Raw genomic sequence first — 20,675 nt, 5'->3', positions numbered from 1 at the left:
GCCGGCAGTGCAAACCGCGCTGCCATATCAGCAGCCGGCAGAAGCATACACCGGCCGCTGCATTCAGGCACCTGCACAAGGAAAATCTGGTGGGACACTGTACAAGCGGGCATGGAGCTCCCGCCCTGCCTTTGTGACAGCATTTGGTTTCAGTTGAGAATATCTTCCAGTATGTAGCGGACATTCTCAGTGGCCAGATCGATCAGCACCGCCTTGTTGTCGACCCGCCGCCACTCGTAGCCTTCGTAGTAAGGCAAGCGCGCCCTCAGCCTGGGATCAAAGCGTTTTGCAATACCCGGCGGCAAGGGCTTGCCCCGACGCAGGTTTTTGGCAATTCCCGGCGGCAGGCTGCGCCGGTCGTCGTCATGCAGCCAGTCTCTGTGCTCACGAAACAGGCGCCGCAGCAACAGCTCGTCGATATGCAGCTCACGATCATGGTGCCGCTCCCGCTCATAACGATATTCGCGCCTGTCGCGATGATGCTCATCTTCATCCTGCTGCCATTTCGGCTCCTTGTGCCGGCCGGGAGCATGGTCCGGCCCCTTGCCTTCGGGCGGCTGGGCCTGGGCCGGCAATGCCAGCCCGGCCAATAGCAGGGAGGCGATCAGGGTATGCTTGTTCATGGCGGGTCTCCTGCCGGTGAATATGTCATTAACCCTAGCGCCGGCCCGGCGGTATGGCCATACCCGGCCATGCCGGCAGGGACGGATATTGTCGAATGCGGGCACAAAAAAAGCCCCGTCAAGGGGCTTTGGCGTTATGTCATGATTTGGCTCAGGCCAGTTCGATCACATCAAAGTCGACCCTGGTGTCCACGTCGGCGTCGTAATCCACACCCTTCAGGCCGAACCCGAACAGGCGCAGGAATTCTTCCTTGTAGCCCTGATAGTCGGTGAGCTGGTAGATGTTGTCGTCCTGCACCTGTTTCCAGATCTCGCGGCAGGCGTTCTGCACTTCGTCGCGCAGCTCCCAGTCGTCCAGACGCAGACGGTTCTGCTCGTCTACCGGGGCCGGCTGACCGCTGTAGAGGCGATCGTAGAACAGACGCTGAATTTGCTCGATGCAGCCTTCGTGAATACCCTGCTCCTTCATCACCTTGAAGGCCATGGAGATATACAGTGGCATCACAGGAATGGCGGCAGACGCCTGGGTTACCACAGACTTCAGCACCGCCACGTGGGCGTCACCGCCGCGCGCTTTCAGCTTGCTGTCGATGGCGTGAGCGGCGCGGTCCAGATCTTCCTTGGCCTTGCCCAGAGTACCGTGCCAGTAGATGGGCCAGGTGAGATCGGTGCCGATGTAGGAATAGGCCACGGACTTGGCGCCCTCGGCCAGCACACCGGCCTCTTCCAGGGCGTTCATCCACAGTTCCCAGTCCTGGCCGCCCATCACCTGAATGGTGTCGGCAATTTCCTGCTCGTTGGCGGGCTCGACCACGGCTTCCACCAGCACGTCCTTGTTGGTGTCCAGGGCGGTGGACTTGTAGGGTTCGCCGATGGGCTTGAGGGCGGAGCGCACCACTTCACCGGTATCCGGCAGCTTGCGTACGGGAGAGGCCAGGGAATAGACCACCAGGTCGATTTCGCCCAGATCCTGCTTGATAAGCTCGATGACCTGTTCGCGGCATTCGTTGGAGAAGGCATCGCCGTTAATGCTCCTGGCGTACAGGCCTTCTTCCTTGGCGGCCTTGTCAAAGGCGGCGGCGTTATACCAGCCGGCGGTGCCCGGCTTCTTCTCGGTGCCCGGCTTTTCAAAGAAGACGCCGATGGTGGCGGCGCCGCTGCCAAAGGCGGCGTTGATGCGTGAAGCCAGGCCGTAACCGGTGGACGCGCCGATCACCAGTACCTTTTTCGGCCCCTGCTCCAGTTTGCCCTTGCCTTTGACGTAGGCGATCTGCTCACGTACATTCGCCTCACAGCCGACCGGGTGGGTGGTGGTGCAGATAAAGCCACGAACCTTGGGTTTGATGATCATAGAAATGGTTGCCTCGGTTATTACAAACGATAGTGGCTAAAGATACCCTATTCCGGGGCAAATGTGAGGCCCGAATTGCCCGTCTGCTACCTGTCTTGCAATGCAGCAGCAGGGTTACCTGCGCCGACACGCTTCGAGCCCATCCGTGGGACGCTCGGCAAATGTCATCCCTGACATTTGACGGTCGGCTCCGGCAATCCCTGCTGCTGCATCACCTGACTCCGGTGCCGCCGGTTTGAGATCTTCTGACGACACGGTATTTATCAGGAGGGCAAAGGGTATCTGCTTCGCCGCACCCTCTGCGCCAGGGATGGCGCAGCGGAGCCCCCATGGATGGGTTTACGGCGTGTCGGCGAAGTAGTGCCCTTTGGCCGACGATGATGCACGACCTTGCAGGCTGACCGGGCTTTCAAGCTTTAGTGAGAACAATGTTTACATTACGTCCCTATCAGCAGGAGGCGGTTGACCGCACCCTTGCCTATTTTCGCCGCCACAGCGAGCCCGGGGTGCTGGTGCTGCCCACCGGCGCCGGCAAGAGTCTGGTGATCGCCGAGCTGGCGCGCCTGGCCCGGGGCCGGGTGCTGGTGCTGGCCCACGTTAAAGAGCTGGTGGAGCAGAACCACGCCAAGTATCAGGCCTACGGCGTTGAAGCGGATATTTTCTCCGCCGGGCTCAAACGGCGGGAAAGCCAACGTCAGGTGGTGTTTGGCTCGGTACAGTCGGTGGCCCGCAATCTGGGGGCCTTCAGCGGCTTTAATCTCGTGATCATCGACGAATGCCACCGGGTTTCCGACGACGATAACAGCCAGTACGCTCAGGTGATTAACCATCTGCGTACCAGCAACCCGGCGCTCAAGGTGCTGGGGCTGACCGCCACCCCCTACCGGCTGGGGCTGGGCTGGATTTACCGCAGCCATCACCACGGCATGGTGCGCAGCCGCAAGCCGCGCTTTTTTGAACACTGCCTGTTCGAGCTGCCCCTGCGGCTGATGATCAAGCAAGGTTACCTGTGCCCGCCGGAGCTGGTGGACGCCCCCGTGGTGCATTACGACTTTTCCCGGCTGTATGAGCAGGGGCTGTTTACCGAGCAGGCGCTGGAGCGGGAGCTGGCCCGCCAGCCCCGGGTCACGCCCCATGTGGTGGAGCAGATCAGGGACTACGCCGAAAACCGTGAAGGCGTAATGATCTTTGCCGCCACCGTGCGCCACGCCACCGAGGTGGCCGGCCTGCTGCCCCCCGGGCAAACCGCCCTGGTTACCGGCGACACGCCGGGGCCGGAGCGAGACGCCATCATTGCCCGCTTCAAGGCCAAAGAGCTCAAGTTTCTGGTGAACGTGGCGGTGCTCACCACCGGCTTTGACGCTCCCCATGTGGACCTGATTGCCATTTTGCGTCTCACCCAGTCGGTGGCCCTGTATCAACAAATTATCGGCCGGGGTCTGCGGCTCAGTCCGGGCAAGACCGACTGCCTGGTGCTGGACTATGCCGGCAACAACATGGACATTTTCGCTCCGGAAGTGGGCGAGCCCAGACCCAATGCCGACACCACTCAGGTACAGGTGCCCTGCCCCGCCTGCGGCTTTGCCAATATCTTCTGGGGCAAGACCGACGCCGAGGGCCGGGTGCTGGAGCACTTTGGTCGCCGCTGCCAGGGCTTTTTTGAAGACGATGACGGCGAGCGGGAAGAATGCGGCTATCGCTTTCGTTTTAAAAGCTGCCCTCAGTGTTCGGCGGAAAACGACATCGCCGCCCGCCAGTGCCATGACTGCGGTGAGGTGCTGGTGGATCCGGACAAAAAACTGAAAGACGCCCTGGCGCTGAAGGATGCCCTGGTGCTGCGCTGTGCCGGTCTCAGCCTTGAAAGCGCCAGCGGCAAGTATGGTCCGGCACTGAAGGTCACCTACCACGACGAGGACGGCACCGAGCTGCAGAAATGGTATGCTTTTGACGCAAAGGGCCCCAAGGGCCGCTTTTACCGGGAATTTGTGCGCCCGCACTGGCCGGCACCGGGCACCGAGCCCGGCTTCGCCAGCCTGGAGCAGGTGCTGGCCACCGCCCCCCGTTTTCGCCACCCGGACTTTGTGATTGCCCGGGCTCACAAGCGGGGCTGGCAAATCAGGGAAACCATTTTTGATTATCAGGGTCGGTTTCGTACCGCCCATGCGTTATAGAGAAGCCATGAAACTGCTTTCAACCCTTGTTACCGCCGTGCTGGCCACCGCCTTTGTCACCACAGTATCGGCCGCCACGCCCCCGGCAAATGGCCAGAGCGCCTGGGTGCTGGCCGATGCGACCAGTGGCAAGGTGGAGCTCAGCCATCAGCCGGAGTTACTGATGAAACCCGCGTCCACCCAGAAGCTGGTCACCGTGCTGGCCGGCGCCCTGGCGCTGGGACCGGACTGGCGCTATACCACCAGCCTGCGCTACCGGGGTGAGCTGCAGCAGGGTCGCCTGAACGGTGATCTGCTGATCGACTTTGCCGGCGACCCCACTCTCACCCGGGAGCAGCTGGCCGGACTGCTGCGCCACAGCGGCATTCGCCATGTCAGCGGCCGGGTGCTGCTCAACCAGTACCACTTTGCCGGTTACGACCGGGGCAACGGCTGGTCCTGGAACGATCTGGGCGTCTGCTACGCGGCGCCGGCGGCAGCCCTTATTCTGGATCGCAATTGCGTGCAGGGCGCGCTTTACGCTCGCTCAGGCAGTCCGGCCCGGGCCACCGTGCCCTCGCACCAGCCGATCAGCGTCAGCGCCGACGTGGCCGTGCTGAACAAGGCCGGGCGGGAGCAACGATTTTGCGCGCTGGAGCTGGAGATGACGCCGCCCAACCGCTATCACCTCACCGGCTGTATCGGCCCGCGCAAGGATCCCTGGCCGCTGCGCTTTGCCATTCAGGACGTCACCGCCTGGGGCGAGCAACTCACCGGCTGGGCACTGCAGCAGGCCGGCATCACTCTCTCGGGCCATATCGAGGGAAGCCGCCTGAACGCCACCGACTGGCCGAAGCTGGGCAGCCACAGCTCACCCCCCTTTGCCGAGCTGGCCGAACGCATTCTGGTGCACTCCGACAATCTCTATGCCGACAGCCTGCTGCGCACTCTTGGGGCCACGCACTTCCATCAGCCCGGCAGCTTTCGTAATGGCACCCAGGCGGTGCGTGACATTCTGAAAGAGCAGGCCAGTATCGATCTGGGTCCGGCCTGGCTGGCCGACGGCTCCGGGCTCTCGGCCCACAACCTGCTGCGGGCGAAAGATCTGCTGGCGGTGCTGCTGACCATGGCCCGGGATCCCCGTGCCCAGTGGCTGATGGCGGCGCTGCCGGTCAGTGGCGAAAGCGGCACCCTGCGTTATCGCAAAAGCGTGCTGAGCCCGACGCTGAAGGGAAGGATCACCGCCAAAACCGGCACCATTGCCCATGTGCAGAATCTGGCCGGATTTATCGACACCGGCAACGGCGAACGCAAGGCCTTTGTGCTGCTGCAAAACGGTCTGTCCATCAGCCCGGAGCAGGCCGAGGACATGGCTGACGGCAAACTGGAATGGCCGGCCCGGCGCTTTGAACAGGCGTGGCTGGAAGGAATCATGCAACGGGCATCCATTGCCAGTACCAATCAATAACCCAACAATTAACGATTTTTACGGCAGTGCCGGCTTGCCCTATACTGGCGCCCGTCAACAACAAAGGAGAACAGCATGTTTGCAGTGATTTTTGGTCGTCCCGGTTGTCCCTTCTGCGTTCGCGCCAAAGAGCTGGCGGACAAGCTCACCGCCGAGCGGGAAGATTTCAAATACCGTTATGTGGACATTCACGCCGAAGGCATTTCCAAGGAAGACCTGGAAAAGACCGTGGGCAAGCCGGTGGCAACCGTACCGCAGATCTTCCTCGACCAGCAGCATATTGGCGGCTTTACCGACTTTGAAGCTCACGCCAAGGAACATCTGGGCTTGTACCAGTAAGTGGCTTTCCGGCGGCCGAGAGGCCGCCCTGCTGGTGACTTTCACGCCAACCTTGCTGAAAAATCACCGTTTTCAGAATTTTTTTCGTTCAAGCTCCCCTTTTTCCTCTTTTCATTCGGCAGCCAAAGCTCCATCATGGACTCCATTACCTGAATGGTACTGCCCGCAAACGGACCGGACTTCCGTTAAAACCGGGGCCGGACCGGCTGTTGCCGGTTTTCCACCCCGCCGGGCAGCCGTATGATTCCGAGGCCGTAAACACCCATGCATTCCGTAGAAAAATCCCACAAGCTGGACAACGTCTGTTATGACATTCGCGGACCCGTTCACAAGGAAGCCCGCCGCCTTGAAGACGAAGGACACCGTATTCTCAAACTGAACATCGGCAACCCGGCGCCGTTCGGCTTTGATGCGCCGGAAGAGCTGCTGAAAGACGCGATTCTCAACCTGCCCACCAGCCAGGGCTATTGCGATTCCAAGGGGCTGTTTTCGGCGCGCAAGGCGGTAATGCAGTACTACCAGCAAAAAGGGCTGCGTACCACGGATCTGGACGATATCTATATCGGTAACGGCGTGTCGGAGCTGATCGTGATGGCGATGCAGGCCCTGCTCAACAACGGCGATGAAATTCTGGTGCCGGCGCCCGACTACCCGCTGTGGACCGCCGCCGTGACCCTGTCCGGGGGCAAGGCGGTGCACTATATGTGCGACGAGCAGGCCGACTGGTATCCGGATCTGGACGACATCAGATCCAAAATAAGCCCGCGTACCAAGGGCATAGTGCTGATCAACCCCAATAACCCCACCGGCGCCGTGTATGGCAGCGAGTTTTTGCTGGAAGTGATTGAAATCGCCCGCCAGAACAAGCTGATTATTTTTGCCGACGAAATCTACGACAAGATTCTTTACGACGACGTGGCCCACCACTCGGTGTGCACCCTGTGTGACGATGTGCTGGTGGCCACCTTTAATGGCCTGTCGAAAAGCTATCGGGCCGCCGGCTTCCGCCAGGGCTGGATGATGCTGAGCGGGCCCAAGCACCAGGCCCGGGATTATATAGAAGGGCTGGAGATGCTCTCCTCCATGCGGCTGTGCGCCAACGTGCCCATGCAGCACTGCATTCAGGCGGCCCTGGGCGGCTATCAGAGCATCAACGAGCTGGTGCTGCCCGGCGGCCGGCTGCGCCGCCAGCGGGATCGGGCCTGGGAGTTGCTGAACGAGATCCCCGGTGTGAGTTGCGTCAAGCCCAAGGGCGCCATCTATATGTTCCCGAGGCTGGATCCCAAGGTGTACAACATCAAGGACGATCAAAAGATGGTGTATGACCTGCTGCTGCAGGAAAAAATGCTGATCGTACAGGGCACCGGTTTTAACTGGCCCAAGCCGGATCACTTCCGCCTGGTCACCCTCCCCCGGGTCGACGACATCGAGGACGCCGTCGGCCGTATTGCCCGCTTCCTCAAGCATTACAAGCAGTAACCCCAGGGATTAGGGATTAGGGATTAGGGATTAGGGATTAGGGATTAGGGATTAGGGATTAGGGAATCGTTCCTCCCTATTCCCTGTTTTTAAAGCAACGGGCTGAGCAGATAAAACAGGTTTTCCAGCAGCCGCTTGCGCAGCGGCCGCTTGCGCCACTCCAGCCACGACAGGGGTCTGGCGTCCGCCAGGTAGCCATCCGCCAGCTGCAGCAACTCCCCCATGGCCTGACCGTCGTCTATCAGCAGGGTCATTTCAAAGTTCAGCCAGAAACTGCGCCTGTCCAGGTTTACCGTGCCCACCAGACCAAACTGGTGATCCACCAGCACGCACTTGGTGTGCAGCAGTCCGGCGGAATAAAGATGAATTTCCACACCGGCGTGCAGCAGCTCGTCAAAAAAGGCGTTGCAGGCATGGTTGACCATGCGCGAGTCATTTTTCGCCGGCAACAGCAGCTGCACCTCCACGCCCCGGTCGGCGGCGGAGCACAGCGCCGCCACCAGGGGATCGTCGGGCACAAAATAGGGGGTGATCAGCACCAGCCGGCGCCGGGCCTGATACACGGCACTGAGCAGGCTCTGGGAAATGGCGTCTCCGCCCATAAAGGGGCCGGACGGCAACAGCTGCAGTTTCAGCTGATTATCCAGGCAGCTGATGGGATGATATTCCAGCTGCTCCAGCAGCCGCTCACCGGTTTCCATCTCCCAGTCCCAGACGAACAGCGACCAGATAATGGGCACGATAGGACCCCGTATGCGCAGCATGATGTCCACCCACTGACCCACACCGGCATCCTGCTTGAAGCAGGCAGGATCCACCAGATTCATTGAGCCGGTATAAGCCACATCGTCGTCGATCACCACCAGCTTACGGTGCATGCGCAGATCCTGTCGTTCAAACAGCACACGAAAGGCACCCACCGGCAGCACTTCCACTACCTTGACCCCGGCCTCTTTCAGCCGGGCCGGCCAGCGGCTGCGAAAGAAGTCGGCGCTGCCCACCGAGTCCAGCAGCACCCGGCAGTCCACGCCGCGCCGGGCCGCCGCCATCAGCGCATGAGCGATGGCATCGGCCATACCGCCTTCATGCCAGATATAGAATTCCAGGTAACAGGAGCTGCGTGCCCGCTCTATATCCATGCGCAGCGAGCTCAGTATGTTCGCCGGCTGTTGCAGCAGGGTCATGCCATTGCCGCTGAGCATGGGCATATTGAACCGGGCTTTTACCAGCTCATAGATGGGCCTGACCTGATCGTTGACCTCGAACTGCTGGCCGGGAAAGCGGGTGACCAGTACGTTGATCCAGTCGGCATGGGGGCGGTACATGGCCCGCGCCCGCTCGGCCCGCTTGCGCCCCAGACGTACCTCGCCAAACAAAATATAAGTCGCCGCCCCCAGCACCGGAATGGCAAAGATCAGCGCCAGCCAGGCCAGGGATACACCCACCGGCCGGCGCTTCATAATGACCCTGAAGGTGACGCCCACCACCAGACTGGTATGGGCCGCAAACAGCAACCAGCCGGCAACGGTATAGATATAATCGCTCAAAAACGCCTTGCTCCTTGTTCAAGAGACGGGGCAGACTGTAGCAGACGTCTCCTCGCATCATGAGTACAGCATTATGAAAAGTATACTTTTTTTCATTCTTTTTGGGATAAGTACGGCGCTCTCGGCACAGACCCTGACGCTCACCGAGCAACAGCTCAACCGACAGCTGGCCACTCGCCTGGGGCAGGAGTTTCCTGTCACTCTGGGTGACTGGCTGAAAGCCGGTGTGCGTATTGCAGAAATGCAGGTGGCACTGGGCCGCCAGGAAGCCGACAAGGCCCGGGTATCAGGACGGGGAGTCGTCCTTCTGGAGCAGGGCGGAACCCGGTATGACTGGGACATCAGTGGTGACTTCAGTGCCCGGCCACGTTTTGACAGAGAGCAGGGAGCCCTCTATCTGGACGAGTTCGAGCTGCTCGAGTATCGCCTCAACAACAGCGATGCCAGCCCTCAGGCCGGGTTTGTGCTGCCGCTGCTGCTGCAGAGCCTGGCGGATTACCTGTCCCGCTACCCGGTTTACCGGCTGGATGAGCAGGATCCCTTGCAAAAACGCCTGAAGGACAGTGCGCTTACCCTGACCATCAGTCCGGGGCAACTGACGCTGGAAGGGCTGCAATAAATTGCAGCAAACGGAAATAAAAAGCCCGCTTGCGCGGGCTTTTCTGTAGCAGGACAAATGGCAACTTAGCCGATTTGCTTGCGGGCATTGCGGAACATGCGCATCCAGCCGCTGTCCTCACCCCAGTTGTCCGGGTGCCAGGAGTTGGCCACGGTACGGAACACCCGCTCCGGGTGCGGCATCATGATGGTGACCCGGCCGTCTTCGCTGGTCAGGCCGGTAATGCCATTGGCAGAGCCGTTGGGGTTAAACGGATAGCGCTCGGTAGCCTGGCCATGGTTGTCCACAAAGCGCAGGGCGATGGTGCCGCTGGCTTCCAGCGTGGCGATGTCGGCGCGCTTGGGCTGCACCCGGCCTTCACCGTGAGACACGGCGATGGGCAGGCGGGAGCCGGCCATGCCGGACAGGAACAGGCTGGGTGACTCCTGCACTTCCACCAGGCTGAAGCGGGCTTCAAAGCGCTCGGAGGTGTTGCGTACAAAGTCGGGCCAGTGGGCCGCACCGGGGATCAGATCCCGCAGTTGCGACAGCATCTGGCAACCGTTACACACGCCCAGGGCAAAGCTGTCGTCGCGCTGGAAGAAGGCCTCGAACTGGGCGCGCAGGGCCTCGTTGAACAGAATGCTCTTGGCCCAGCCGCCGCCGGCACCCAGCACGTCACCGTAGGAGAAGCCGCCACAGGCCACCAGGCCGGCGAACTCGTCCAGCCGCAGGCGACCGCTTTGCAGATCGCTCATGTGCACGTCCACGGCGCTGAAACCGGCCCGGTCAAAGGCGGCGGCCATTTCCATGTGGGAGTTGACACCCTGCTCACGCAGAATGGCCATCTTGGGGTGCACGCCTTTGGCGATATAGGGCGCGGCGATGTCTTCCTTCGGATCAAAGGTCAGGGACGCAGACAGGCCCGGGTTGCTTTCAAGCTTGGCCTCAAACTCGGCTTTGGCGCACTCGGGATTATCACGCAGGGCCTGCATGCGGTAGCTGGTCTCGGACCAGAGCCGGCGCAGCTCGGTGCGGGACTCGGCATACAGCTCCTTGCCGTCGGCCAGCAGGCGCAGGGTGTCGTCCTGGTTGAGCTCGCCAATCACGTGCGTGCAGGCGGCCAGGCCGTGGCCGGCCAGGCAGGTGAGCACGGCTTCCTTGTCTTCGCGGCGTACCTGGATCACGGCGCCCAGCTCTTCGCTGAACAGCGCCGCCAGGTGATCGCCACCCAGCAGATCCAGCTCCACGTCCAGGCCGGTGTTGCCGGCAAAGGCCATTTCCGCCAGGGTCACGAACAGACCGCCGTCGCCCCGGTCGTGGTAGGCCAGCAGTTTCTTCTCGGCCACCAGCGCCTGCATGGCGTTGAAGAAGCCCTTGAGCTGCTCGGCATCGTCCAGATCGGCGGGCTTGTCACCCAGCTGACGATAAACCTGAGCCAGTGCCGAGGCGCCCAGGCGGTTCTTGCCGTTACCCAGATCCACCAGAATGAGGTCGGTTTCGCCCATATCGGTACGCAGCCAGGGCGTGACGGTACTGCGCACGTCGGTCACCCGGCCAAAGGCGGAGATCACCAGCGACAGCGGTGCGGTGACGCTGCGGTCTTCACCGTCCTGCTGCCAGCGGGTCTTCATGGACATGGAGTCCTTGCCCACCGGAATGGTCAGCCCCAGCACCGGACACAGCTCTTCGCCCACGGCCTTGACCGCTTCATACAGACCGGCGTCTTCACCGGGATGACCGGCGGCAGACATCCAGTTGGCGGACAGTTTGATGCGGTTGAGCTCGCCGATTTCGGTGGCGGCGATATTGGTGATGGCTTCGGCCACCGCCAGACGGGCAGAGGCGGCAAAGTCGAGCAGCGCCACCGGGGCGCGCTCGCCCATGGACATGGCCTCACCGGCGTAGGTGTCGTAGGCGGCGGCGGTCACGGCACAGTCGGCCACCGGCACCTGCCAGGGGCCCACCATCTGATCCCGGGCCACCAGACCGGTCACGGTGCGGTCGCCGATGGTGATCAGAAAGCCCTTGTCGGCCACGGTGGGCAGGGTCATCACCCGCTCGGCGGCGTCCTTCAGGTTGATGCCGTGCAGATCCAGCGCCGGGCTTTGATGCTGTTTGCTTTCCACGTCCCGCTGCATTTTGGGCGGCTTGCCCAGCAGTACGTCCAGGGGCATGTCGATGGGCTGGTTGTCGAAGTGCTCGTCGTGCAGGCTGAGGTGACGCTCGGCGGTTGCTTCACCAATCACCGCATAAGGCGCACGCTCCCGGCGGCAGAAGGCTTCAAACTCGGCCAGCCGGTCGTCGGCCACCGCCAGTACATAGCGTTCCTGGGACTCGTTACACCAGATCTGCAGCGGGCTCATGCCCGGCTCGTCGTTGGGAATGTCGCGCAGGTAGAAGCGGCCACCGCGGTCACCGTCGTTCACCAGCTCGGGCATGGCATTGGACAGGCCACCGGCACCCACGTCGTGAATAAACACGATGGGGTTGTCGTCGCCCATTGCCCAGCAACGGTCGATCACTTCCTGACAGCGGCGCTCCATTTCCGGGTTGTCCCGCTGTACCGAGGCAAAGTCGAGCTGCTCGCAAGACTGGCCGGAGGCCATGGACGAGGCCGCACCGCCGCCCAGGCCGATGTTCATGGCCGGGCCACCCAGTACCACCAGCTTGGCACCCACCGGGATCTCGCCCTTTTCCACGTGCTCGCCGCGAATATTACCCAGACCGCCGGCGATCATGATGGGTTTGTGATAGCCGCGCACTTCCTCACCGTTAAAGCTGGATACCTGCTCTTCATAGGTACGGAAATAACCCAGCAGGGCCGGACGGCCGAATTCATTGTTAAAGGCGGCACCGCCCAGAGGGCCGTCGATCATGATGTCGAGGGCGCTGACAATGCGCTCGGGCTTGCCGAAATCCTGCTCCCAGGGACGCTGGTAGCCGGGGATTTTCAGGTTGGATACGCTGAAGCCCACCAGGCCCGCCTTGGGCTTGGAGCCCCGGCCGGTAGCACCTTCGTCGCGGATTTCGCCGCCGGAGCCGGTGGCCGCCCCTGCATAGGGAGAAATGGCGGTAGGATGGTTGTGGGTTTCCACCTTCATCAGAATATGAATGTCTTCCTGATGATAGCGGTACTCGCCGGACTCGGGGCTGGGGAAAAAGCGGCCCGCCGGCGAGCCGGTCATGACGGCGGCATTGTCCTTGTAGGCGGAGAGCACGTGCTCGGGCACCTGCTCAAAGGTGTTCTTGATCATTTTGAACAGCGACTTGGGCTGCTCGATGCCGTCTATGGTCCAGTCGGCGTTGAAAATCTTGTGACGACAGTGCTCGGAGTTGGCCTGGGCGAACATGTAGAGTTCGATGTCGTTGGGGTTGCGGCCCAGCTTGCTGAAGCCCTCGAACAGGTAGTCGATTTCGTCATCGGCCAGGGCCAGGCCCATGCGCACGTTGGCCTCGGCCAGGGCCTCACGGCCACCGCCAAGAATGTCCACCGAGGTCAGCGGCGCCGGCTCGGCCTCGGCAAACAGGCATTCGGCCTCGGCCAGGCTGGCAAAGGTGGCTTCGGTCATGCGGTCGTGCAGCAGGGCACGCACCGCCGCCAGCTCGGCCTCGGAGGGCTCACGCTCAAAGCTCAGATGGTAAACGATGCCGCGCTCGATGCGCTTGACCTGGGCCAGGCCGCAGTTGCGGGCAATGTCGGTGGCCTTGGATGACCAGGGAGAAAGGGTTCCGGGACGGGGGGTCACCAGCACCAGGCGGCTGCCGGCGGCAGGCGTGATGCCCTCAGCGGGGCTGTCGAGCAGCTGGGCCAGGGTCTGCCGGCCTGCGTCGTCGAGTTCGGCGCTCAGGGCAACAAAGTGCACATACTCGGTTTCAATGGCGGACAGCGGCAGAGATTGTGCTTCGGCACGACGAATGATCGCCTGGGTTCTGAAACCGGATAAGGCCGGTGAGCCTCTCAGTATTTCCATAGTGGCTAATTCTCAAAGCGTGAGTGTATGGGGGGTTCTCAAACTGGCGGTATTATAGGTTTACGCCCCTGCCCTGTCGACGCCGATTTACCGCAGCATTGGCTGCGCCAGCGCCGTAAATATCGGCAATAACCTGACGAATGCGCCGGCTTTTGCTATAAAATGCCGGTGTTTTCATATCAGGAGCTGCCATTGCATACCATGCGTACGCTGGCCGGAATGGCCTTGTTGCTGGGACTGCTGACCTTGAGCGGTTGTGATATCCAGCGCGATAATACCGCCAACCAGCAGTCACACATTCAGGCCCGGGGAGAACTGAGGGTAGGCACCCTCTATCATCCGCTTTATTACTTTCTGCGCAACGAGCGCGAAGAAGGCCTTGATTACGAGCTGGCCCGGGGCTTTGCCGAGTACCTCGGGGTTGAGCTCACCATGGTGCCGGCCTACAGTCTGAATGAGTTGTTTGCCCTGCTTGACGCCGGCAAGGTCGACATGCTGGCTGCCGGCCTTATCGATACGCCGGTGCGCCGTGAGCATTACCGCTTTGGCCCCAGCCTGTACGAAGTGGCTCAGACTCTGGTTTACCGCAAGGGAGAACCCCGGCCCAAGGGGCTGGAGCAGGTCTCCGGTACCATCCGGGTACTGGCTGGCTCCAGCCAGGCGGAATGGCTGCAGCGCATGGCACACAAGCTGCCCGGGCTGCAATGGGAGCTCCGCAAGGACACGGATGCGGAAGATCTGCTGCGCCAGGTAGCCGAAGGCCGCACCGACCATACCCTGGTGGAAGATACCCTGCTGGCCCGCACCCAGCGCTATTATCCCAACGTGGACGCCGCCTTCAGCCTGCCCAGCTCCCGACCGGTGGCCTGGGTCATGGACCGGCGCGATGACGACAGCCTGCTGGCGGCCATGCTGGCCTACTTTTCCGGGCAGCGGGAAGCGGGCGTACTGGCCCGCCTCAATGAAAAATACTTTGGCCATATACAGGATTTCGATTATGTCGATACCCGCACGTTTTTACGCCGGGCGGAGGATCTGCTGCCTCAGTACCGCCCGCTGTTTGAACGTCATGCCGGCAGTCTGGACTGGCGCCTGGTGGCGGCGGTGAGCTACCAGGAATCCCACTGGGAGCCCGATGCCCAGTCCTATACCGGCGTGCGGGGCATGATGATGCTGACCGAAGACACCGCCCGGCAGATGGGCGTTGACAACCGGCTGGATCCGGAGCAGAGCATTCGCGGCGGGGCCGGCTACCTGGCCTCCCTGATTGAACGTCTGCCCGACAGCATTCCCGAAGAAGAACGCATCTGGTTTGCGCTGGCTTCCTACAACATCGGTCTGGGTCACCTTCTGGATGCCCGTCGCATTACCCGGCTGCGGGGCCAGGATCCCGATGCCTGGGCGGCGGTCAAGGACAACCTGCCACTGCTTCATCAAGCCAAATGGCACCGGAAGACCCGCTATGGCTATGCCCGGGGCCGAGAGGCCCAGAAGTTCGTGAACAATATTCGGCAGTACTATCAGAGCCTGCAGTGGCTGTACAAGCCAGCCACGGATACCGGGCTTGCTACCGCTCAGGCTGAGACTCACCCGACAGATCCAACATATTAATAACATTGTCACTTTACCCTGTTATCACAAGCTGATATCAAGGCACAAAGGCCGCAGCATGCGGCCCGTAAAAGATGAGAGAAAGCCATGCTGAAAAGAAGACGCATCGCGCTGAAACAGCGCAAACCACTGGGCGCTACCCGCCGCAAAATCATGATGAATGATATACGGCGCAAGATATTGCGCCGTAATGTAACCTATTTTCTGACCCAGGCCGGTTTTGAATAGTGTCTGCCACCGTTGAGCATTCCTTCAGGCTCAGCGAATGGTGATCACGCCACACTTGGCGCTGTTGGCCACCTTGTGAGACACACTGCCCCGCACCAGCCCGGCCAGATCCCCCAGACCACGGGTGCCCATTACAATCACTTCAACGCCCAGAGCCTCGGCCTGCTTCATAATGGTTCGGGCCGGCTCACCCTTGCTGATATGGGCCTGCATGTTCTTCACACCCAGTTTACGGGCTTCCGCCTCGGCGCCTGCAATAATACGCCGGCCCAGGGCTTCCATTTCCTCAAGCTCGTCACTAATGGCGACCGCGCCAATGCCCCAGATAAGGGTTGCCTCGTGGGGCAGTACCTCGGGAACATGCAGAATATGCAGCTCGGCGTTATCCACCTTGGCAAGATGACAGGCCAGCTCCAGTGCCTTGCGGCCATGTTTGGAGCCGTCTACCGCAACCAGCAGAGACTTGTACATATGCTTCCTCCATGGAATCAATAGTCGGGAATGCATAACAAGCCTAGGCGGCAGTACTGGAGTGCGCAAAATAATGAGGCTCAAATGACTAAAAAAAACGCCGGCTGAGCCGGCGTTTTTATATCGGGATTTACTTTTTCTTGAGGTGCTTCATCAAGCGCTTGCGCTTGCGCAGCTGGCTGGCGGTCAGCTTGTTCTTGAGGCCGGCATAAGGGTTATCCCCTTCCTGGAACTCCACCCGAATGGGTGTGCCCACGATCTGCAGTGAACGGCGGAAGTAGTTGATCAGGTAGCGCTTGTAGGAGTCGGGCAGATCCTTAACCTGATTGCCGTGCACAATAATGCGCGGCGGGTTGTAGCCCCCGGCGTGAGCATACTTGAGCTTGACCCGGCGACCACGGACCAGGGGCGGCTGGTGATCATCCTGAGCCATCTGCATGATACGGGTCAGCATGGAGGTGCTTACCCGCTTGGTGGCCGACGCATAGGCCTCTTTTACCGACTCAAACAGGTTGCCTACACCGCTGCCGTGCAGCGCCGAGATAAAGTGCAGACGGGCAAAATCGATAAAGCCCAGACGCCGGTCCAGCTCGCGCTTGATGTCGTCACGCACGTCCTGGCTCAGGCCATCCCACTTGTTGACCGCCAGCACGATACTGCGGCCGGCATTGAGCACAAAGCCCAGCAGACTGAGATCCTGATCGGAAATGCCTTCCCGGGCGTCCAGCACCAGCAGTACCACGTTGGCATCTTCAATGGCCTTGAGGGTCTTGACCACAGAGAACTTTTCCACCGCCTCGTGTACCTTGCCCCGGCGACGCACACCGGCGGTATCGATCAGCACATAGTCCTGCTCATCCCGCTGCATGGGAATATAGACAGAATCACGGGTGGTGCCTGGCATGTCGTATACCACCACCCTGTCTTCTCCCAGAATACGGTTGGTCAGGGTCGATTTACCCACGTTGGGACGACCGACAATGGCCAGCTTGATGGGCGCATCCTCAAAGGGCATGGCTTCTTCATCAGCCACTTCGTCAAGGGCCGCCATGGCGTCTTCGAGCATGGCCTCATCAAACTCAAGCTCGTCTTCGTCCGTCGCTTCGTTCTCGCCTTGATCACCGGCCTCTCCGGCCAGCGCCTCCAGCTGGGGCGCCAGTGCGGTTTCCAGCAGGGTCAGCACACCGCGACCGTGGGCGGCGGCGATCTGATGAATGTCGCCCAGGCCCAGCAGGTAGAACTCACCCACCGCCGAGTCGGCGTCGATGCCATCGGTTTTGTTGGCCACCAGCAGGGTTTTCTTCTGACAGCGGCGCAGGTGGGCGGCAATGGCCTCGTCTGCTGAGGTCAGACCGGCACGGGCGTCCACCATAAACAGCACCACGTCGGCCTCGTCGATGGCCGCCAGTGACTGTGCCGCCATTTTCAGCTCAATGCCTTCCTCGCTGCCATCGATGCCGCCGGTATCCACCACGATATATTCCAGCTCGCCAAAGCGGGCCTGGCCGTATTTGCGGTCCCGGGTCAGGCCGGGAAAGTCCGCCACCAGCGCATCGCGGGTGCGGGTAAGACGGTTAAAGAGGGTGGACTTGCCCACATTGGGGCGCCCCACCAGAGCCACTACTGGCATCATAAAAAACATCTCCAAAAAACAATAACGGCTCCTGATTGTTGGGATCAGGAGCCGAAGGCAATGCCGTGTCACTCACTCAGGGGCGGGCTATCGCCACCAGCTCGCCATCACGGCTTTGCACATAAAGCGTATCTCCGGCAACCACGGGGGCCGCATACAGACCGGCGCTGTCAATGCGCTCCAGCGACACCAGCTTACCTGTGTTGCGATCCAGCCAGTACAGATAACCTTCGCCATCTCCCGCCACCAGATAATCACCAAATACGGCCGGTGCCGTTAACCGGCGGTTTTCAAGCCCGGTGTTGGACCAGACTTCGCTGCCACTGCGGGCATCTACCGCAAACAGGTGACTGCGGCTGTCGGTAATAAACAACAGGCTGCCATCGGTACTCAGGTCTTCCGAGCCCTGATACTGGCGCTTCCACAATTGCTGGCCGGATATCAGCTGGTGTGCAGTCAGCTGGCCATTATAGGCGATCGTGAACAAAATATCGCCCAGGATCACCGGCTTTGCGGCCACATCCACCATACGTTCCAGCTCGGTGGCGCCGCGGGGGCTGGCAATGCGGGTATCCCGTACCGGCTGACCGCTGTCCAGCAGGGCAATGCCCAGCCGCCCGTCGGCCCGGCCATAAAGCACGGCGCCGCCGGCGGTAATCGGCGTGGCCATGCTGCGCAGGGTCAGGCTGGGCTGCTCATTGCGCAGCAGCCATTGCTGGTCACCACTCTGGGCATCGAGCGCAACCAGGTTGCCGGCGCTGGTATGCACCACCACCTTGCCTTCATCCACCGCCGGGGCCGCCAGCACTTCACCGGGCACGTTTTGCGCCCACAGCAGCTCGCCACCGGCCTGGGAAACGGCATAGACCACACCATTTTCCGAGCCAAAGTACAGGTTGCCATAGGCAGCGGTCAGGCCGCCGGCAATGCGCGGGCTGCGCTGGTTTTTATTGATATCCAGCTCATCCAGCTCGGCTTTCCATTGTTCATCACCCGTGACGCGGTCAAAGGCCTTGAGCACACCGTCCCGGGAAGCGGCAAACAGACGGTCCCCGTCCACCACAGGACGCAGCTGAGAATAGTAATCCCCCACCCCCTTGCCCACGGAGGCGGACCAGCGCGACTCGCTATCAAAGACATTGTCAATCTCGGGCAGCGGACTGGGCGGTGCTACCGGTGCCTGTCTGGCGCAGGCAGTCAGGCCCAGCACCAATGCCAGAGGCAACAGCTTGTTCAGGGGGGACATCATTTTTATTCCCCCTGTGCCGGCCGGGCAGCCAGGTTGTCAAGCTTAAGCGTCAGCGCCGGATTTTCATTAACGCCACCGGCAGCTCGGGCCTGCTCGTAGGCGGCACGGGCCTCGGCGGGCTGCTGCCGGGCCAGATACAGATCCCCCTGTATCTCGTGCTTCTGACTGGCAAAGGCATCGCCGGTCACTTCATCGAGCCGGCTTTGTGCGGCATCAAGCTGTTCGCCGGCGATCAGTACCCGGGCCAGACGCAGGCGCACGGTATTGGCCAGGGCCGCATCCTGAGTGCCGGCCAGAGCCTGCTCCAGCTGCTGTTGCGCCAGCGCCAGATCATTGGCCTTGACCGCTTCCGCGGCCAGCAGCAGCGCCGCCAGCTCGCCATAACTGTTGCCCTGGTTTTCACTCACAAAGGCCGCAACGCGGTCAAAGGCGGCGCTGCCCTGGGTGGCCAGATCCTGGCTTACCTGCTCAAACGCCTCGGCATCGGCACCGCGGGTTTCGAGCTGATGGGTCTGGTAATAACGCCAGCCAAACAGGCCGGCCAGGCCGATGGCGGAGCCCAGAATGATGGCCTTGCCGTATTCCTGCCACCAGCGCTTGATGGCTTCAATCTGTTGCTCTTCCGTGCTGTATACGTCCAACTCAAATCCCCTTTTGTTCGAGTAGTTCAACCAGCTCGCGTTGGGCCAGGGTTTGTTGTTCACCCTGACCACGCAGGAATTTCACCGTGACCTGACTCTGGGCGACTTCGTCTTCCCCCAGGATCAGCGCCACGGCCGCCCCACTTTTGTCGGCGCGCTTGAGCTGCTTTTTAAAGTTGCCACCGCCACAGTGACTCATCACTCTGAGTCCGGGCAGCTGGTCCCGCAGCTGCTCGGCCAGGGCAAAGCCCGCCGCCCTGGTGGCATCGCCCATCATGGCCACATACACATCGGCCTGGGCCGGTTGTTCAGATACCTGGTTCAGGGTTTCCAGCAGCAGCACCAGCCGCTCCATGCCCATGGCAAAGCCCACCGCCGGGGTGGCCTGGCCACCCAGCTGCTCCACCAGACCGTCGTAGCGGCCGCCGCCGCACACGGTGCCCTGGGCACCCAGGCTTTCGGTCACCCATTCAAACACGGTGAGGTTGTAATAATCCAGGCCACGCACCAGCCGGGGGTTGATTTCAAACCGAATGCCGGCGGCGCTCAGCAGCGCCTGCAGGCCGTCAAAGTGGGCTCTGGTCTCTTCGCCAAAGTAGTCGGACAGCACGGGCGCATCGGCCAGCAGCGCCTGCACCTCGGGATTCTTGCTGTCGAGCACCCGCAGCGGGTTGGTGTGCATGCGCCGGCGGCAGTCTTCATCGAGACGCTCCTCGTGCTGCTGCAGAAAGTCCACCAGGGCCTGACGGTATTGGGCCCGCTCTTCCGGCTGACCCAGGCTGTTGAGCTGCAGGGTCAGATGCTCGGTCACGCCCAGGGCCTTCCAGAAACGGGCGGTGAGCATGATCAGCTCGGCATCGATATCCGGGCCATGCAGGCCGAACACTTCCACCCCGAACTGGTGAAACTGGCGGTAACGGCCCTTTTGCGGACGTTCGTAGCGGAACATGGGCCCCATGTACCACATGCGCCGTTCCTGGTTGTAAAGCAGGCCATGCTCAATGCCGGCACGCACGCAGCCGGCAGTGCCTTCGGGGCGCAGAGTCAGGCTGTCGCCGCTGCGGTCCTCAAAGGTATACATTTCCTTTTCCACCACGTCGGTCACTTCACCGATGGCGCGCTGAAACAGGCCGGTCACTTCCATGATGGGCAGACGAATTTCGCTGTAGCCATAGGCGCTCATGGTATTGCGCAGCACGGCTTCCGCCTGTTGCCAGGCCGGAGTCTGCTCCGGCAGGCAGTCGTTCATTCCTCGAATTGCTTGAATTTGTTTGGCCACAAAAAGTTCTCTGTTCTGAATCGATAGGTAAAAA

Annotated in this window: 16 protein-coding genes; 7 read left to right on the top strand and 9 right to left on the bottom strand. The window is 61.2% G+C overall.

The features are described 5' to 3' along the window. Positions 1–149: 149 nt before the first annotated feature. Positions 150–623: an anti-virulence regulator CigR family protein gene (locus DA373_RS07300; RefSeq protein ID WP_107851661.1), complete on the bottom strand. Its 474-nt coding sequence runs from the start codon at positions 621–623 to the stop codon at positions 150–152. A gap of 151 nt (positions 624–774) precedes the next feature. Continuing rightward, the gene (fabV, locus tag DA373_RS07295) at positions 775–1,974 is read right to left on the bottom strand and encodes an enoyl-ACP reductase FabV (RefSeq protein WP_107851660.1); all 1,200 of its coding nucleotides are present in this window, start codon (positions 1,972–1,974) and stop codon (positions 775–777) included. 428 nt (positions 1,975–2,402) lie between these two features. Between fabV and DA373_RS07290 the strand changes: the two genes are divergently transcribed. From DA373_RS07290 to DA373_RS07275, 4 genes are all read left to right on the top strand, one after another. Continuing rightward, positions 2,403–4,145, top strand: coding sequence for a DEAD/DEAH box helicase (locus DA373_RS07290; protein WP_107851659.1), 1,743 nt, complete (start codon positions 2,403–2,405; stop codon positions 4,143–4,145). A gap of 7 nt (positions 4,146–4,152) precedes the next feature. Continuing rightward, positions 4,153–5,592 (top strand): D-alanyl-D-alanine carboxypeptidase/D-alanyl-D-alanine endopeptidase, encoded by a 1,440-nt coding sequence (gene dacB, locus DA373_RS07285; RefSeq protein ID WP_107851658.1) that lies wholly within the window; start codon positions 4,153–4,155, stop codon positions 5,590–5,592. A gap of 75 nt (positions 5,593–5,667) precedes the next feature. Then, the gene (locus DA373_RS07280; RefSeq protein ID WP_107851657.1) at positions 5,668–5,931 is read left to right on the top strand and encodes a GrxA family glutaredoxin; all 264 of its coding nucleotides are present in this window, start codon (positions 5,668–5,670) and stop codon (positions 5,929–5,931) included. 264 nt (positions 5,932–6,195) lie between these two features. After that, entirely contained in the window at positions 6,196–7,410 is a 1,215-nt protein-coding gene (locus tag DA373_RS07275; RefSeq protein ID WP_107851656.1) for a pyridoxal phosphate-dependent aminotransferase, read from the top strand. 89 nt (positions 7,411–7,499) lie between these two features. On the opposite strand, the gene cls is transcribed toward DA373_RS07275, so the two are convergent. After that, a complete protein-coding gene (gene cls / locus DA373_RS07270) occupies positions 7,500–8,957 on the bottom strand; it encodes a cardiolipin synthase (RefSeq protein WP_107851655.1) in 1,458 nt (485 codons plus the stop codon). Between the two features lie 73 nt (positions 8,958–9,030). Between cls and DA373_RS07265 the strand changes: the two genes are divergently transcribed. After that, the gene (locus tag DA373_RS07265) at positions 9,031–9,576 is read left to right on the top strand and encodes a DUF1439 domain-containing protein (protein ID WP_107851654.1); all 546 of its coding nucleotides are present in this window, start codon (positions 9,031–9,033) and stop codon (positions 9,574–9,576) included. A gap of 65 nt (positions 9,577–9,641) precedes the next feature. Here DA373_RS07265 and purL read toward each other — a convergent pair whose 3' ends face one another. After that, complete coding sequence (gene purL / locus DA373_RS07260; protein ID WP_107851653.1) at positions 9,642–13,529, bottom strand: phosphoribosylformylglycinamidine synthase; 3,888 nt, start codon at positions 13,527–13,529, stop codon at positions 9,642–9,644. 201 nt (positions 13,530–13,730) lie between these two features. Between purL and mltF the strand changes: the two genes are divergently transcribed. Together mltF and DA373_RS16385 are read left to right on the top strand one after the other, a co-directional pair. After that, positions 13,731–15,140 (top strand): membrane-bound lytic murein transglycosylase MltF, encoded by a 1,410-nt coding sequence (mltF, locus tag DA373_RS07255; RefSeq protein ID WP_107851670.1) that lies wholly within the window; start codon positions 13,731–13,733, stop codon positions 15,138–15,140. Positions 15,141–15,227: 87 nt separating this feature from the next. After that, on the top strand, positions 15,228–15,368 hold the full coding sequence (locus DA373_RS16385) for a hypothetical protein (RefSeq protein ID WP_198650263.1): 141 nt from the start codon (positions 15,228–15,230) through the stop codon (positions 15,366–15,368). A gap of 30 nt (positions 15,369–15,398) precedes the next feature. Here the strand turns inward: DA373_RS16385 and DA373_RS07250 are convergent, their stop codons facing one another. The 5 genes from DA373_RS07250 to hisS form a co-directional block, all read right to left on the bottom strand. After that, positions 15,399–15,839 carry a universal stress protein gene (locus DA373_RS07250; RefSeq protein ID WP_107851652.1) on the bottom strand — a complete coding sequence of 147 codons (441 nt, stop codon included), beginning with the start codon at positions 15,837–15,839 and terminating at the stop codon, positions 15,399–15,401. A 130-nt stretch (positions 15,840–15,969) separates the two neighbouring features. Then, positions 15,970–17,472 (bottom strand): ribosome biogenesis GTPase Der, encoded by a 1,503-nt coding sequence (der, locus tag DA373_RS07245; protein WP_107851669.1) that lies wholly within the window; start codon positions 17,470–17,472, stop codon positions 15,970–15,972. Positions 17,473–17,548: 76 nt separating this feature from the next. Beyond that, entirely contained in the window at positions 17,549–18,721 is a 1,173-nt protein-coding gene (gene bamB / locus DA373_RS07240; protein ID WP_107851651.1) for an outer membrane protein assembly factor BamB, read from the bottom strand. A 2-nt stretch (positions 18,722–18,723) separates the two neighbouring features. After that, the gene (locus tag DA373_RS07235; RefSeq protein ID WP_107851650.1) at positions 18,724–19,362 is read right to left on the bottom strand and encodes a YfgM family protein; all 639 of its coding nucleotides are present in this window, start codon (positions 19,360–19,362) and stop codon (positions 18,724–18,726) included. A 1-nt stretch (position 19,363) separates the two neighbouring features. Continuing rightward, positions 19,364–20,641, bottom strand: coding sequence for a histidine--tRNA ligase (hisS, locus tag DA373_RS07230; protein WP_107851649.1), 1,278 nt, complete (start codon positions 20,639–20,641; stop codon positions 19,364–19,366). Between the last annotated feature and the right edge of the window lie 34 nt (positions 20,642–20,675).

It is taken from the genome of Oceanimonas marisflavi (genome assembly GCF_003049725.1).
GTDB lineage: Bacteria > Pseudomonadota > Gammaproteobacteria > Enterobacterales > Aeromonadaceae > Oceanimonas > Oceanimonas marisflavi.
This window is presented reverse-complemented; position numbering and strand designations above follow the sequence as displayed.

Excerpts from the sequence above, each read along its gene's own strand:
- DA373_RS07300 (WP_107851661.1), bottom strand. The coding sequence starts at position 623 with ATGAACAAGCATACCCTGATCGCCTCCCTGCTATTGGCCGGGCTGGCA.
- fabV (WP_107851660.1), bottom strand. The coding sequence starts at position 1,974 with ATGATCATCAAACCCAAGGTTCGTGGCTTTATCTGCACCACCACCCAC.
- DA373_RS07290 (WP_107851659.1), top strand. The coding sequence starts at position 2,403 with ATGTTTACATTACGTCCCTATCAGCAGGAGGCGGTTGACCGCACCCTT.
- dacB (WP_107851658.1), top strand. The coding sequence starts at position 4,153 with ATGAAACTGCTTTCAACCCTTGTTACCGCCGTGCTGGCCACCGCCTTT.
- DA373_RS07280 (WP_107851657.1), top strand. The coding sequence starts at position 5,668 with ATGTTTGCAGTGATTTTTGGTCGTCCCGGTTGTCCCTTCTGCGTTCGC.
- DA373_RS07275 (WP_107851656.1), top strand. The coding sequence starts at position 6,196 with ATGCATTCCGTAGAAAAATCCCACAAGCTGGACAACGTCTGTTATGAC.
- DA373_RS07265 (WP_107851654.1), top strand. The coding sequence starts at position 9,031 with ATGAAAAGTATACTTTTTTTCATTCTTTTTGGGATAAGTACGGCGCTC.
- purL (WP_107851653.1), bottom strand. The coding sequence starts at position 13,529 with ATGGAAATACTGAGAGGCTCACCGGCCTTATCCGGTTTCAGAACCCAG.
- mltF (WP_107851670.1), top strand. The coding sequence starts at position 13,731 with ATGCGTACGCTGGCCGGAATGGCCTTGTTGCTGGGACTGCTGACCTTG.
- DA373_RS16385 (WP_198650263.1), top strand. The coding sequence starts at position 15,228 with ATGCTGAAAAGAAGACGCATCGCGCTGAAACAGCGCAAACCACTGGGC.
- DA373_RS07250 (WP_107851652.1), bottom strand. The coding sequence starts at position 15,839 with ATGTACAAGTCTCTGCTGGTTGCGGTAGACGGCTCCAAACATGGCCGC.
- der (WP_107851669.1), bottom strand. The coding sequence starts at position 17,472 with ATGATGCCAGTAGTGGCTCTGGTGGGGCGCCCCAATGTGGGCAAGTCC.
- bamB (WP_107851651.1), bottom strand. The coding sequence starts at position 18,721 with ATGATGTCCCCCCTGAACAAGCTGTTGCCTCTGGCATTGGTGCTGGGC.